Source organism: Nocardia sp. NPDC055029, from assembly GCF_053608525.1.
This window is the reverse complement of the sequence record NZ_JBSGVQ010000010.1, coordinates 22,646-36,547: the sequence shown is the minus strand read 5'-3', so window position 1 is coordinate 36,547 and position 13,902 is coordinate 22,646. Positions and strand designations below refer to the sequence as shown.

At 69.4% G+C, this 13,902-nt stretch carries 13 protein-coding genes; 9 read left to right on the top strand and 4 right to left on the bottom strand.

Annotated elements, in window-relative coordinates; translation table 11 throughout:
- Positions 1-2 precede the first annotated feature (2 nt).
- On the top strand, positions 3-1,097 hold the full coding sequence (ruvB, locus tag ACWF9G_RS11885; protein WP_379311298.1) for a Holliday junction branch migration DNA helicase RuvB: 1,095 nt from the start codon (positions 3-5) through the stop codon (positions 1,095-1,097).
- Positions 1,098-1,150: 53 nt separating this feature from the next.
- Positions 1,151-1,663, top strand: a complete 513-nt coding sequence (locus ACWF9G_RS11880) for a GtrA family protein (protein WP_379311299.1) — start codon at positions 1,151-1,153, stop codon at positions 1,661-1,663.
- 5 nt (positions 1,664-1,668) lie between these two features.
- On the opposite strand, the gene ACWF9G_RS11875 is transcribed toward ACWF9G_RS11880, so the two are convergent.
- The gene (locus ACWF9G_RS11875) at positions 1,669-2,247 is read right to left on the bottom strand and encodes a DivIVA domain-containing protein (RefSeq protein WP_379311300.1); all 579 of its coding nucleotides are present in this window, start codon (positions 2,245-2,247) and stop codon (positions 1,669-1,671) included.
- 220 nt (positions 2,248-2,467) lie between these two features.
- Here ACWF9G_RS11875 and ACWF9G_RS11870 point away from each other — a divergent pair, with 220 nt between their 5' ends.
- The 6 genes from ACWF9G_RS11870 (at position 2,468) to ACWF9G_RS11845 (ending at position 9,778) form a co-directional block, all read left to right on the top strand.
- Positions 2,468-3,955 (top strand): flavin-containing monooxygenase, encoded by a 1,488-nt coding sequence (locus tag ACWF9G_RS11870; protein ID WP_452515105.1) that lies wholly within the window; start codon positions 2,468-2,470, stop codon positions 3,953-3,955.
- Between the two features lie 156 nt (positions 3,956-4,111).
- Positions 4,112-4,453 carry a preprotein translocase subunit YajC gene (gene yajC / locus ACWF9G_RS11865; protein ID WP_189023805.1) on the top strand — a complete coding sequence of 114 codons (342 nt, stop codon included), beginning with the start codon at positions 4,112-4,114 and terminating at the stop codon, positions 4,451-4,453.
- 105 nt (positions 4,454-4,558) lie between these two features.
- Positions 4,559-6,247 carry a protein translocase subunit SecD gene (gene secD, locus ACWF9G_RS11860; protein WP_379309932.1) on the top strand — a complete coding sequence of 563 codons (1,689 nt, stop codon included), beginning with the start codon at positions 4,559-4,561 and terminating at the stop codon, positions 6,245-6,247.
- A complete protein-coding gene (gene secF, locus ACWF9G_RS11855) occupies positions 6,244-7,422 on the top strand; it encodes a protein translocase subunit SecF (RefSeq protein ID WP_379309933.1) in 1,179 nt (392 codons plus the stop codon). Before secD ends, secF begins: the two co-directional genes overlap by 4 nt.
- Positions 7,423-7,445: 23 nt before the next feature.
- Positions 7,446-9,158, top strand: coding sequence for an ABC transporter substrate-binding protein (locus ACWF9G_RS11850; RefSeq protein ID WP_452515102.1), 1,713 nt, complete (start codon positions 7,446-7,448; stop codon positions 9,156-9,158).
- A gap of 47 nt (positions 9,159-9,205) precedes the next feature.
- The gene (locus ACWF9G_RS11845; protein ID WP_378847008.1) at positions 9,206-9,778 is read left to right on the top strand and encodes an adenine phosphoribosyltransferase; all 573 of its coding nucleotides are present in this window, start codon (positions 9,206-9,208) and stop codon (positions 9,776-9,778) included.
- A gap of 4 nt (positions 9,779-9,782) precedes the next feature.
- Here ACWF9G_RS11845 and ACWF9G_RS11840 read toward each other — a convergent pair whose 3' ends face one another.
- Together ACWF9G_RS11840 and ACWF9G_RS11835 are read right to left on the bottom strand one after the other, a co-directional pair.
- Positions 9,783-10,394, bottom strand: a complete 612-nt coding sequence (locus ACWF9G_RS11840; protein WP_452515100.1) for a GNAT family N-acetyltransferase — start codon at positions 10,392-10,394, stop codon at positions 9,783-9,785.
- 88 nt (positions 10,395-10,482) lie between these two features.
- On the bottom strand, positions 10,483-11,589 hold the full coding sequence (locus tag ACWF9G_RS11835) for an NAD(P)/FAD-dependent oxidoreductase (protein WP_452515098.1): 1,107 nt from the start codon (positions 11,587-11,589) through the stop codon (positions 10,483-10,485).
- Between the two features lie 238 nt (positions 11,590-11,827).
- Between ACWF9G_RS11835 and ACWF9G_RS11830 the strand changes: the two genes are divergently transcribed.
- On the top strand, positions 11,828-13,405 hold the full coding sequence (locus ACWF9G_RS11830; protein ID WP_452515096.1) for an ABC-F family ATP-binding cassette domain-containing protein: 1,578 nt from the start codon (positions 11,828-11,830) through the stop codon (positions 13,403-13,405).
- Here the strand turns inward: ACWF9G_RS11830 and ACWF9G_RS11825 are convergent.
- Complete coding sequence (locus ACWF9G_RS11825) at positions 13,380-13,853, bottom strand: nuclear transport factor 2 family protein (protein WP_452515094.1); 474 nt, start codon at positions 13,851-13,853, stop codon at positions 13,380-13,382. The genes ACWF9G_RS11830 and ACWF9G_RS11825 overlap by 26 nt on opposite strands.
- Positions 13,854-13,902 lie beyond the last annotated feature (49 nt).

The window sequence follows — 13,902 nt, the reverse complement described above, 5'->3', positions numbered from 1 at the left end:
TCATGGACGACTTCGAGACCGACGACTTCGAGACCGACGAATCCGCGCTCACCGCGCGGTATCTGCACTCCGACGGCGAAGCCGAGACCGGCCTGCGCCCCACCTCGCTCGACGATTTCATCGGCCAGCCCCGGGTCCGCGAACAGCTCGCCCTGGTGTTGCGCGGCGCCAAACAGCGCGGCGCCACCCCCGATCACGTCCTGCTGTCGGGCCCGCCCGGCCTCGGCAAGACCAGCATGGCGATGATCATCGCCGCCGAACTCGGCACCGCCCTGCGCATCACCTCGGGCCCCGCCCTGGAACGCGCGGGCGACCTCGCCGCGATGCTGTCGAACCTGGTCGAAGGCGATGTGCTGTTCATCGACGAGATCCACCGGATGGCCCGCCCCGCCGAGGAAATGCTGTACCTGGCGATGGAGGACTTCCGCGTCGACGTGGTGGTCGGCAAGGGCCCGGGCGCCACCTCGATCCCGCTCGACATCGCCCCCTTCACCCTGGTCGGCGCGACCACCCGGTCGGGCGCGCTCACCGGCCCGCTGCGCGACCGCTTCGGCTTCACCGGCCACATGGACTTCTACGAACCCGGCGAACTGCTGCGGATCCTGCAGCGCTCGGCCCGCATCCTGGGCGTGCAGATCGACCACGACGCCGCCGCCGAGGTGGCCGGACGCTCACGCGGCACGCCCCGCATCGCCAACCGCCTGCTGCGCCGCGTGCGCGACTTCGCCGAGGTCAGGGCCGACGGCGTGATCACCCATCCGATCGCGATGGCCGCACTCGAGGTCTACGACGTCGACGCGCTCGGCCTCGACCGGCTCGACCGTGCCGTCCTCGGCGCGCTGGTGCGCGGTTTCGGCGGAGGACCGGTGGGTGTGTCCACGCTCGCGGTCGCCGTCGGCGAGGAAGCGGCCACCGTGGAAGAGGTGTGCGAACCGTTCCTGGTGCGCGCCGGACTGGTCGCCCGCACGCCCCGCGGCCGGGTCGCCACCGCCGCCGCGTGGGAGCATCTCGGGCTGGTGCCGCCGCCGGATCTGGTCATCGGCGCCATCGAAGTGCGTGGCCGCGAACCACACCCGAGCATGGATCTGCTCGACTGAGCCCGTCGATACCGGGCGGGCACGGTGCCGGATCGTCGTCTACTGTCGGCCCTGTGGCAGTCCATGCGGTGGTGCAGCGCCTCCCCGAGCCGTTGCGTTCCCTGCTCCTGAAGCATCGGGAGCTCCTCAAGTTCGCGGTGGTCGGCGGGATCACGTGGTTCATCGACACCGGTGTCGTGTACGCGGTGAAGCTGACCGTGCTCGGCGACAAGCCGCTGACCGCGCGGTTGCTCGGTGCGCTGATCGCGACCATCGCCTCCTACATCCTCAATCGCGAATGGTCCTTCCGCACCCGCGGCGGCAGGCAGCGCAGTCACGAGGCCGCGCTGTTCTTCACGATCAGCGCCCTTGGCATCGGCGTCACCATGATTCCGCAGGCGATCTCGCTGTACGTGCTGAATCTGCGTGTGCCGCACGTGGATCCGGTGGTGCAGGCGGTCGCGAACTTCGTGTCCGGGCAGATCCTGGGCGTGCTGCTGGCGATGGCGTTCCGATTCTGGGCGTTCCGCCGCTACGTCTTCCCCGACGACCTGCGCGAAGCCGAACTGCACAGCATCCAGGGCTGAGCTGCCTAGTGCCTGCCCTCGGCGTGCTCGAGGGCGGTGATCACCAGGTCGATGAACGCGTCCACTTCCTCGCGGGAGTAGCCGCGGGTGCCGAGCCTGGTGTCGGTGAACCGGACGCCGCGCACGTCTTCCGAGGTCAGGCTGCCCGGACCGTTGTGGGCCAGCGTCGCCGCGACCAGATCGAGGAACGCGTCGACCTCTTCCTCGTGGTAGCCGCGCCTGCCGACCGCCGACTGGCTGAACCGCATGCGGTGCACGTCGTCGGGGGTGAGCATGTCGGCGACATCGTCGCCGAGCCGGGCCGCGGGCACCGGGGCGCCGCCCTTCTGGCGGTATTCGAGTTCGGTCCTGACCCGGTCGAGGAAGTCGTCGACCTGATCGGCCTGATAGCCGCGGCCGCCGAAACGCGGTGCGCCGAAGTGCACGTGACGGATGTCGTCGGCGGTGAGGACGCCCTGTCCGTCGAGGGTGGCCGAGACCAGTTCCAGGAACGCGTCGACCTCTTCCGCGTGGTAACCGCGATGGCCCAGGGTCGGCATGGCGAAGTGGGTGCGGCTCACGTCGTCGGGCGTCACAGCCGTCATTGTGTCAGGATCGCCCTTCTATCCCACGGGTTTTCGTCATCGCGCGGCAACTCGGACGCCGTCGATGAACAGCCGCCGTACCGCGTGACTGTACACCGCCGTCAGCGCCGGATCCGGCGTTCGGATGCCGTGCGCGAGGCCCGCCACCACCACCCCCATCGCCGCCGACGGAATGATGTGTCATTCTGTAACAGACACCTGATGTATGTGGAGGTTCGGCGTGGCACCTCAGTTGGACGCGGTCGTGGTCGGGGCAGGATTCGGCGGCATGGGCGCCGGCATCGAGCTCGACCGGCTCGGACTGCGTGATTTCGTGATCCTGGAGCGCGAGGACGACCTCGGCGGTACCTGGCATGTGAACCGGTATCCCGGCCTGGCGGTCGACATCGCCTCGGTCACCTACTCCTATTCCTTCGAGCCGAATCCGCACTGGACCCGGCTGTTCGCCCCCGGCGCCGAGCTCAAGAAGTACGCCGAGCACGTCGCCGACAAGTACGACCTGCGCAGGCGGATGCGGTTCGGCACCGTCGTCGACGGCGCCCGCTGGGACGAGGACAACCAGCAGTGGGTGGTCTCGATCGCCGGCGGGGAGACCCTCACGGCGCGCTACCTTCTCGCGGCGACGGGCTTCCTGTCCCAGCCCTACACCCCGCCGTTCCCCGGCATCGAGTCCTTCGCGGGCAAGATCATCCACACCACCGACTGGGACGCCGACTACGACCTGACCGGTCGCAAGGCCGCCATCATCGGCACCGGTGCCACCGCGGTCCAGCTCGTGCCCGAGGTGGCCAAGCAGGTCGACGCGCTGACCGTCTTCCAGCGCACGCCGATCTGGGTGGTGCCCAAGGTCGACGCCCCGATCCCCGGCGTCGTGCAGGAGATGTTCGCCAAGGTGCCGCTCACCCAGAAGGCGGCCCGGCTGGTCAACACGGGCATGCTCGAGGCGCTGATGGTCGTCGGCGTGCTGCACTACGCGCAGGCCAAACCGCTGAACAAGGCGGCCGCCGCGCTGGCCAAGGCGCATCTGTTCGCGCAGGTGCGCGACAAGGAGACCAGGGCCAAGCTCACCCCGCACTACGACTTCGGCTGCAAGCGCCCGACCTTCTCCAACCAGTACTTCAGGACGTTCAACGCACCGCACGTGCGGCTGGAGACGAACTCGATCGACCACGTCGAACCCGACGGCATCGTCACCGCCGACGGGCACAAGACCGAGATCGACACCCTGCTGCTGGCCACCGGCTTCAACCTGTGGGACGTGAACTTCCCGGCCATCGAGATCGTCGGGCGCGACGGGGTGAATCTCGGAAAGTTCTGGCGCGACAACCGTTTCCAGGCCTACGAGGGCATCACCGTGCCCAAGTTCCCCAACTTCCTGAGCCTCAACAGCCCGTACTCTTACAGCGGGCTGTCCTACTTCACCACCATCGAGGCCCAGATGAAGCACATGGGCAGGCTGTTCACCGAGCTGTTCCGGCGCGGGGAGCGGACCTTCGAGGTCACCGAGCGGGCCAACGCCGAGTTCCTGGACCGGGTCACCGGCAAGCTGGGCAGCTCGGTCTTCTACGGCGGCGACTGCGCCACCGCGCGCAGCTACTACTTCAACCAGCACGGTGAGGCGGCGCTGCTGCGCCCGACCAGCACCGCCAACGCACACCGTGAGGCGGTCACCTTCCCCCTCGACGACTACACCTACGGCCGCGCCTGAGCGGCCGCTGCGCACTGCCCGGCCCCGGTTCGCGTCACCGCGGACCGGGGCCGTTTTCGCCCGCGCGTCGGTGTCCGGTGTGTCGCCGCCGCCGGGAACTGGCAGACTGTCAGGCGTACTTGCACGTCCACCACTGACTAGGGACTGACTTCGACGATGGACTTCCTGTTTCCGCTGCTGATCCTCGCCCTGCTCGTGCCGATGTTCTTCGGTATCCGCAAACAGAAGCGGGAGGCCGAGAAGGTCTCGAGCATGCAGGAGGGTCTGAAGGTCGGTGACCAGGTCATCACCACGTCGGGCCTGTACGGCACCGTCGTAGACCTCGACGACACCACCGTCGACCTGGAGATCGCCGAGGAGGTCGTGACCACCTGGCTGCGTCAGGCGATCCGTGAGGTGCGTGCCGAGGAGCAGGCGGCCGAGGAGACCACCGCCGCGACCGACGCCCCCGTCGAGGAGTCCGCGGATCAGACCGAGACCCGGCTGACCAAGGACTGATCACTCCCGTCATCGCCGGTGCGCGCGCTCCGCGTCGCGCACCCGGCGCGGGCACTGCCGTGCCCACCGTTCCGACCTCGACTTCCGCCTAGGAGATGACCTGCTGTGCCACCTTCCCAGGGATCGGCGCATCCGTTCCGGCTGCTCGGCGTCTACGCCGCGCTGCTGGCCGTGATCTACGCGCTGGTGTTCTTCACCGGTGATCATTCCCCCACGCCCAAGCTCGGTATCGACCTGCAGGGCGGCACTCGCGTCACCCTGACCGCGCGCACCCCCGACGGCAGCAGGCCGAGCCAGGACAGCCTGAAGAAGGCCCAGGAGATCATCGAGAACCGGGTCAACGGTCTCGGCGTCTCCGGCTCCGAAGTGGTCATCGACGGCGACAACATCGTCATCACGGTGCCCGGCGAGGAAAGCCAGCAGGCCCGCGCGCTGGCCACCACCGCCAAGCTCTACATCCGTCCCGTGCTGGCGGCCACCCAGCCGCAGGCCGGTGGCGCCCAGGTGCCACCGACCCAGCCCGGCGCGCCGCAGACCCCGGCGACCGACAGTCCGGCGCCCGCTGAGACCACCGCCCCCGCCGCAGGCGAGCCGACCACCCCGGCACCGCAGTCGCGGGTGTTCCCGGCGCAGGCGCCGCCGACGCCGACCCCGGCCCCCGGGGGTGGCAGCGTCCAGCAGCAGCAGGCCAAGGAGATCGCCGACGCCAAGGCGCTGCGGCAGAGCACCGATCAGGCCGTGCAGCAGGTCGCCGTAGCGGCCATGGACTGCACCAAGCCCGACCCGCTGGCAGGCAACGACGACCCGGCGCTGCCGCTGGTCACCTGCTCGCAGGACGGCACCGAGGTGTTCCTGCTCGGCCCGAGCCGCATCGACGGCCAGGAGATCGCCGACGCGACCTCGGGCCTGAACGCTCAGCAGGCCCGGCACGAGGTGAACCTGGAGTTCAAGTCCGCCGGTGCCGACGCCTGGTCCGATCTGACCGGTGAATACGTCTACAAGCGGGTCGCCTTCGTGCTCGACTCGAAGGTGGTCAGCGCCCCGCAGGTGCAGCAGGGTCCGCAGCTGGGTGGGCGCACCTCGATCTCGGGCAGCTTCACCGCCGACAGCGCGGCCGAGCTGGCCAACACCCTGAAGTACGGCTCGCTGCCGCTGTCGTTCCAGACCTCGGAAGCCGAGACGGTCTCGGCCACCCTCGGCCTGTCCTCGCTGAAGGCGGGTCTGCTGGCCGGCGCGGTCGGCCTGATCGCGGTGCTGCTGTACTGCCTGCTGGTGTACCGCATGCTCGGCCTGCTGGCCGGGTTCTCGCTGCTCGCCGCCGGTGCCGCCGTCTACGGCATCATCGTGCTGCTCGGGCGCTGGATCGGCTTCACCCTCGATCTGGCCGGTATTGCCGGTCTGATCATCGGTATCGGCCTCACCGCCGACTCGTTCGTCGTGTTCTTCGAACGCATCAAGGACGAGATGCGCGAGGGCCGCAGCTTCCGCTCGGCGGTGCCGCGCGGCTGGGCCAGGGCGCAGCGCACCAACCTGTCCGGAAAGACCGTCAGCCTGATCGCCTCGGTCGTGCTGTACCTGCTCGCCGCCGGTCAGGTGAAGGGCTTCGCCTTCACCCTCGGTATCACCACCGTCCTCGACGTGATCGTGCTCTACCTGGTCACCGCACCGCTGATGATGCTCGCCGCGCGCTCGCCGTTCTGGGCGAAGCCGTCGGTGAACGGTCTCGGCTCGGTGCAGCAGATCGCCAGGGAACGCGGTGCAGGCCAGGCTCGGCCGAAGGAGATGTCACGATGAGCAACACCCATCCCACCGAGGAAACGGTGTACCTGGACAAGGCCGAGCCGTCGCAGGGTCCCAAGCACGGGTTCTTCGAACGTCTCTACACCGGCACCGGCGGATTCCGGATCGTCAACCGGCGCAAGTTCTTCTACGCGCTGTCCGCGGCGCTGCTGCTGATCTCGCTGCTCAGCATCGCGGTGCGCGGCTTCACCCTCGGCATCGACTTCGAGGGCGGCTCGCGCATCCAGATCCCCGCGGCCGACAACGTCAGCACCCAGCAGGTGGAAGACGTCTACGCCCAGACGCTCGGCCACGGACCGGTGACGGTGCAGAAGGTCGGCTCCGGCGAGGCAGCCACCATCCAGGTGCGCTCGGAAACCCTCGACGCGACCCAGACCGAGCAGATCCAGACCGCGCTGTTCGAGGCGTTCCAGCCGAAGGACTCCAACGGTGAGGTCAGCCGCAACGCCATCAGCATCGCCGAGATCAGCGAGACCTGGGGCGGGCAGATCACCCAGAAGGCCTTGATCGCGCTGGCGGTGTTCGTCGCGCTCACGATGATCTACATCGCGATCCGCTTCGAGCGGGACATGTCGATCGCGGCGATCGTGTCGCTGTTCTTCAACCTTGTCGTCACGGCGGGCATCTATTCGCTGGTCGGGTTCGAGGTGACCCCGGCCGCGGTGATCGGTCTGCTCACGATTCTGGGTTACGTGCTCTACGACAATGTCGTCGTCTTCGACAAGGTCGAGGAGAACACCCGCGGAGTACTGCACCTGAACAAGCGCACCTATGCCGAACAGGCCAACCTCGCCGCCAACCAGACCCTGATGCGCTCGATCAGCACCACCGTCATCGGCATCCTGCCGATCATCGGCATGCTGGTGATCGCGGTGTGGCTGCTCGGCGTCGGCACGCTGAAGGACCTCGCGCTGGTGCAGCTGGTCGGCATGATCGTCGGCGCCTACTCCTCGATCTTCCTCGCCGTCCCGGTGCTGGTGTCGATCAAGGAACGCTGGGGTCCGGTGGCCGCGCACACCAAGAAGGTGCTCGCCAAGCGGGCCGGTGGCGGCGTGAGCCCCCGGGTTCCGGTGGCCGCGGGCGCCACCCGTGGCCCGCGACCGGCCGACGCGTCGGCGCCGCGGCCCGGTGCGCGACCGAGCGGGAAGCGGCACAAGCGAAGGAACTGACGGCGACAGCAGGGGGTCTCATCATGCGACGCGGCACGATTCGACTGATCACCGTGCTGGCCACGGCGGCCGTCTCCACCGGCCTGGTGGCCGGATGCTCGAGCAAGAACCAGGTGCCCTCCATCGGGTACGCCGTCGACGCGGCGGTCGCCAGCTACAACGGCGGCAGCACGCTCGGGGCGAGCAGCGGCGCCGCCGCGGTGTTCGGACGGGTGCTGACCGGGTTCTTCTACACCGGACCCGACGGCCAGCAGGTCGCCGACACCGACGCGGGCACCGCGAAGGAGGTACCGGGCGAGACGCAGACCGTGCAGTACCGGCTCAACCCGGACGGGGTGTACTCCGACGGGGTGCAGACCTCCTGCGACGATCTGGTGCTGGCCTGGTCGGCCCGCTCGGGCCGGTTCACCCGCCCGGGCGACCGCGGCCCGGTCCCGCTGTTCGACGCGGCGAGCACCGCGGGGTACGCCGACATCGAGCGGGTCGACTGCCAGCCGGGTTCGAAGGACGCCACCGTGGTGTTCCGGCCCGGCAGGCACTACCTGCCCTGGCGGACCCTGTTCACCGCGGCCGAGCTCATGCCAGCGCACGTGGTGGCGCAGGCGGTGGGTGCGCCGAACGTGGTGAACGCGCTGCAGACCGGCGACGGCGCCGTGCTCGGCCGGATCGCCGATTTCTGGAACTCCGGCTGGGCGATGAAGCCGGGTGGGCTCGACCTCACCAAGTTCCCGTCCTCGGGGCCGTACCGGATCGAATCCTTCAGCGCGAAGGACGGTTTGGTGCTCGTCGCCAACGAGAAGTGGTGGGGGAGCGCGCCCGAGACCAGCCGGATCGTGGTGTGGCCCAAGGGCACCGACTACGCCGCCAAGGCGAAGGAGAACGCCCTAGGCGTCGTCGACCTGGGCGCCGGGTCGGTGTCGGACCTGACGCTCGACGGTTTCGCGGAGCAGACGGTCGCGAGCCGCAGCGCCGAACAGCTCGTGCTCGCCACCGACGGCGTCTTCGGTGCGCCGGAGGTGCGCCGCGCGTTTGCTCAGTGTGTGCCACGGCAGGCGCTGTTCGACACGCTGGGCAAGGCGGGGGAGGTCCCGCCGAGCGGGCTCGGTGCCGGGCCGTTGAACGCCCATGTGGTGCAGCAGGATTCGCTGTACTACCCCGCGGTGATCGGTGCCGCCGACCGGTACAAGGGCGCCGACATCCCGGCGGCCACCGCGACCCTGGCCTCGGCGCGCGCCGCGCAGCCGACCGTCCGGATCGGTTACCTGGCGCCGGACGCGCGCCGGGCCAAGACGGTGGCGATGATCGCCGATTCCTGCCGTGGCGCCGGCATCAGCGTGGTCGACGCGGGCGCACCGGATTTCACTCCTGTCCGCCTGTCCGAGGGTGCGGTCGACGCGGTGCTCGGCGGCACCGCCGCAGTTCCCGGGCCCGCCGGATCGACCACCGGCGTCGCGGCGTTCGCGGCGTTGCGGACCGGTAGCGGCCTCAACGTCGGTGGCTTTGCTAACGGTCGCTACGATGCGATCACCGATCAGCTTGCGGGAGAGTCCAACTCGACCTTCACGCTGAACCTGCTGACCGAGGCCGAGAACCTGCTGTGGGCGCAGCTGCCGAGCATTCCGTTGTTCGCGACGCCGCGCACCATCGCCTTCGGCAACGGCATGCAGAACGGGATCGCCGGGCCGACCCAAGCCGGTACCGGCTGGAACATGGATCGCTGGGTGTTGCAGCGATGAGTAGTGGTGGCAGTCACGCGGGGCGTGACCGTGACGGAGAGGTGTCGATGAGCAAGCACGCGGTGGTCGAATCCGACGACCAGGTCAGTGAGCGGACCAGCAGGGCCGCCGACGCGGTGTCGCGGCTGACCCGCTGGCACGACGACTTTCCCACGCCGGGTGTGCGTTTCGCCGACCTGACCCCGGTGTTCGCCGACGCCGAGGGCTTCCGGGCGGTCATCGACTGCTTCGCCGCCGTGGCCCCCGACGCCGATCTCGTCGCGGGTGTCGACGCGCGTGGCTTCCTGCTCGGTGCCGGCGTCGCCGCGACGCTGGGCACCGGCGTGCTGGCCATCCGCAAGGGCGGCAAGCTGCCGCCGCCGGTGGTGTCGCGCGAGTACCAGCTCGAATACGGTTCCGCCGCACTGGAGATCCCGGCCGACGGGGTCGAGCTCGAGGGCAAGCGCATCCTGCTGCTCGACGACGTGCTGGCCACCGGCGGCACCCTCGCCGCCGCGGCCGCGCTGTTCAAGGAGGTCGGCGCCGAGGTGGTCGCGGCCGCTGTCGTGCTGGAACTGGAGTTCCTGAAGGGCCGCGAGCACCAGGGCGACTACCCGCTGACGTCGATCGTCAAGCTGTAGGCCGTCAGCGGGGTGCGCGCCACATCGGCCACAGCGGCGGGCCGTCGGGAATGCGGAGCTCGCCGGTGACGGTGAAGCCGAAGCGTTCGTACAGCGGGACGTTGTCGGGGTTGCTGGATTCGAGGTAGGCGGCGGCGCCCTCGGCGTCGATGCGGGCGAGCCGCGAGCGCAGCAGGGCGCTGCCGAACCCTGCGCCGCGAGCCTCCGGGGTGGTCCCGAGCATCGCCAGGTACCAGTGCGGTTCCTTCGGATGGTGGTGTTTGATCAGGTCGCCGACGGTTTTTCCGGCCTGAACACGGCGCCCGAACGCGCGGATCAGCCCGGGCATGATGCGCAGGTCGGTGGTGAGGTTGCTCTGCCAGCGGTTCGGCGGGGTCCACATCGCCACCCCGGCGACGGTCCCGTCCGCGTGGAGCGCCAGATCGGACGCGTCGAGCGGGAAGAAGACGTGCCGTGCCACCGCCCCGAAGAACCGGGGGAGTCCGGTGGCTCGCCTGCGCTCGTCCGGCAGGATCCAGCTCATCACCGGGTCGTGCCGGAATGCCGCGCCGAGCGCGGCCGCGGCTGGCCGCACGTCACCCCGCTCGGCGGCGCGTACTCGCTTCGGCTCCGACATCACAGTCCTCCGGTTTCACTCGTACGGCCATCGACGATGGGAACAGCCTGGTGCCCACGTTAGCGTTCCACGCCGACAACACCGGTGTTCACGACCACCGGTAGCGAACCGGTCCGAGCTGCCCGCCGCGCACGGTCGCCCGGCAGATCTGTTCCTTCAGCAGGGCGGCACCGCCGTGGGTGAGGACCAGCTGGGGCAGCGGCCGGTCGGTGAAGTCGGTGAACTGGACGAGTGCGTTCTTGCGCCCCAGGCTCACCGCCTGGCCGATGTATCTGCGGCGCAACGGTTTCGGTGCGTGTCCGGCGCGCAAACGCAGGACCGTCTCGGCGGCGTGGATGCCGGACGGGATGGCGGCCTGACAGCTCATGCGCAGCGGGTCGGCCCCGAGGGCGACACCGTCGCCCGCGCCGACGATCGCCGGAGACGTTGTGCTGAGCAAGGTTTCGTCGACGAGCAGCGCGCCGGAACTGTCGACCTCCATGCCGCTGCCGCGCGCCAGGTCCGACGGGGCGAAGGCGGTGGTGGTGACGGCGAGATCGGTGGCAAGCACCGTGCCGTCGGTCAGGGCGATCTTGCGGTCACCGATCTCGGCGACGGCGACCTGTTCGACGACGGTGACGCCCAGTTCCGCCAGTGCGATGCGCAGCAGTGCCCGCGCCGCGGCGGACAGGGTGTGGCCCAGCTCGCCGGTCACCAGATGTACCCGCGCCGAACCGCTCTCGGCCAGCTCGGCCGCGGCTTCGATCCCGGTGAGGCCGCCGCCGACCACGGTGACCACCGCCCCCGGTGGCAGCGCGCGCAAACGGTGCCGGGCGCGCTCGGCTTCGCTCCAGGTGCCGAGGGAGACCGCGTGTCCGGCGGCGCCGCGGATATCGTGGGCGTCGGAATGGCTGCCCGGGGTGTAGACGAGGTGGCCGTAGGACAGTTCGTGCCCGGAACCCGTGTGTACCAGGTGATTTCGCTCGTCGATCGCCGTCACCGTGTCGATCCTCAGGTGCACGCAGGCAGGCAGGACGGCACGCAGTGGCCGTCGCGCCGGATGATTGCCCGCCAGGTATTGGTGCAGCCGGATGCGCTCCACGAAGTAGGGGCTCGGGTTCACCATCGTGACACGGACACCGTCGGCAGCGGCCAGTCGTTTCGCGGCGCTGATCCCGGCGTAGCCCGCGCCGACGATGACGACGTCAGCGCTCATGTCCTCCCCCTTGTTCGCGATCGTCCTCCACGATAAGTGAGCCGCACCGCACTCCCGTCCTTCGGGTGAGCGGGCTCACGGTGGGCGAAATAGGGGTGGCGCGACGGTGCGCCCGGGTGTTATCAATGAATGGTCTTGTTCCCGGCGATCGGAGTCACGCGTTGATTTCTTGAGGTAGCGCTCCCGGACGGTCCGCATTCTGCGCACCGTGTTTCCGTCGCACCTCAAGGGGATCCGCATGACCTCTCTTTCCTTTTCCGATCTCACCTTCCACTGGCCGGACGGCACCGTCGTGTTCGACGGCCTCGACGCCGTCGTCGGTCCGGGCCAGATCGGCCTCGTCGGCAGCAACGGTGCTGGCAAATCCACCCTGATGCGGCTGGTCACCGGCGGGTTGCGCCCGCTGCGCGGATCGATCACGGCGCCGGGACGGATCGGCTATCTGCGCCAGGACTTGGGCATGCAGACCGGTCAGCGGGTCGAGACGGTGCTCGGCATCGCCGAGGTGCGGGCCGCGCTGCACCGCATCGAAGGCGGCATCGGCGAGCCCGAGGACTTCGACACCGTCGGCGTGCAGTGGCAGATCGAGGACGAGGCGATCGCCCTGCTCGGCAAGCTCGGGCTCGACTACGTCGCCGGTTCAGTCGCCGACCTGGACCGCACCCTCGACACCCTCTCCGGTGGCGAAACCGTGCTGCTGGGGCTCGTCGCGGAACTCCTGCGCGAACCCGATGTGCTGCTGCTCGACGAGCCGACCAACAATCTGGACGCGGTCGCACGCGCCCGGCTCTACGAGGTGATCCGGCAGTTCGCCGGCACCGTCGTCGTGGTCAGCCACGACCGGGAGCTCTTGGACCGGATGGACGGCATCGCCGAGCTGCGGGCAGGCGAGATCCGTTCGTTCGGCGGCAATTTCGGCGACTACGAACGGATCATCGACCAGGAGCAGGAGGCGGCGCTGGCAGCGGTGCGTGATGCGCGCAGCGATGTGCGCAAGCAGGCGCGCGAGCTGGTCGACGCGCGGACGAAACTGGATCGCAGGCAGCGGTTCGCGCAGAAGATGCAGGACAACAAGCGCGTGCCGAAGATCGTGGCGGGGCTGCGCCGCAACGCCGCCGAGGTGTCGGCGGGCAAACTGCGCACCTCCCACATCGAGAAGCTCGACACCGCGCGCGAAACCCTCGACCACGCCGCGGAATCGGTGCGCGCGGATCGTGAGATCAGGATCGAGCTGCCCGGCACCCGGCTGTATCCGGGGCAGGACGTCGTCACGCTCGAGCAGGCGCGGCTGGCCAACGGCCCGGTGGTGGATCTGCGGGTGAGTGGCCCGGAGCGGATCGCGCTCACCGGCCGCAACGGTGCGGGTAAGACGACATTGCTGCGCCGGATCGTGGCGGAGCGGCCGAAGGTGGCGTGGCGGCTGCTGCCGCAGCGGCTCGACGTGTTCGATGAGCAGCGCAGCGTGTTCGAGAACGTGGCAGCGGCCGCTCCGCATGCCACCGCCGAGCAGATCCGGGGTCAGTTGGCGCGCTTCCTGTTTCGCGGCGGCGATGCCGATATCGCGGCCTCGGCGCTGTCCGGCGGGGAGCGATTGCGGGCCGCGCTGGCGACGCTGTTGCTGGCCGAACCCGCGCCGAAACTGCTGATGCTCGACGAGCCGACCAACAATCTCGACCTGCCCAGTCTGGCGCACCTGACTCAGGCGCTGGCCGGCTTCGAGGGCGCGCTGATCGTGGTGAGCCACGACGCGCGGTTCCTCGACGACATCGGGGTGACGCGCACCCTCGAGCTCACCCCCGACGGGCTGGTCGAGTAGGGCGGTGTCCCTGGAATCCGGCGGCCCGGCGCACGATCGCCGGGTACCGGAGCATGGTGGGGCCCAGCCACAGTGCGACCGCGGTGATCGCGAGCCACGGCCGCAGGTGCGGGCGCAGGCGCCGGATCCGGCCGTCGGGGGCGAGGTCGAGCACCATCGCCTCGGTCATCCGGAACGGGCCGAGTCTGGCCTCGCCCAACAGGATTCGGGTGTCGCCCGATCCGACGGTGTCGGTCCACCGCAGGTCGCTGATCGCGCGGTAGACGAGGGTCAACAGCGGGGCGAGGTCGGCCTGGCCGCGGAACACGAGCCGTCCCGAGACCGGCGAGACGAGTTCGGCGTCCTCGGTCAAGGTGTCGAGCAGTGCGGGGATGTCGTTGCCGACGGTGGCGCGCCGGAATCGGGCGACGGTATCGGTGTCCTGCTCGTCTGCGAGTGCGTCGGTCATGTTCGCGTCCCTTCCTTTCGGACGGATCTTCCGAATGAACCGACCGTAT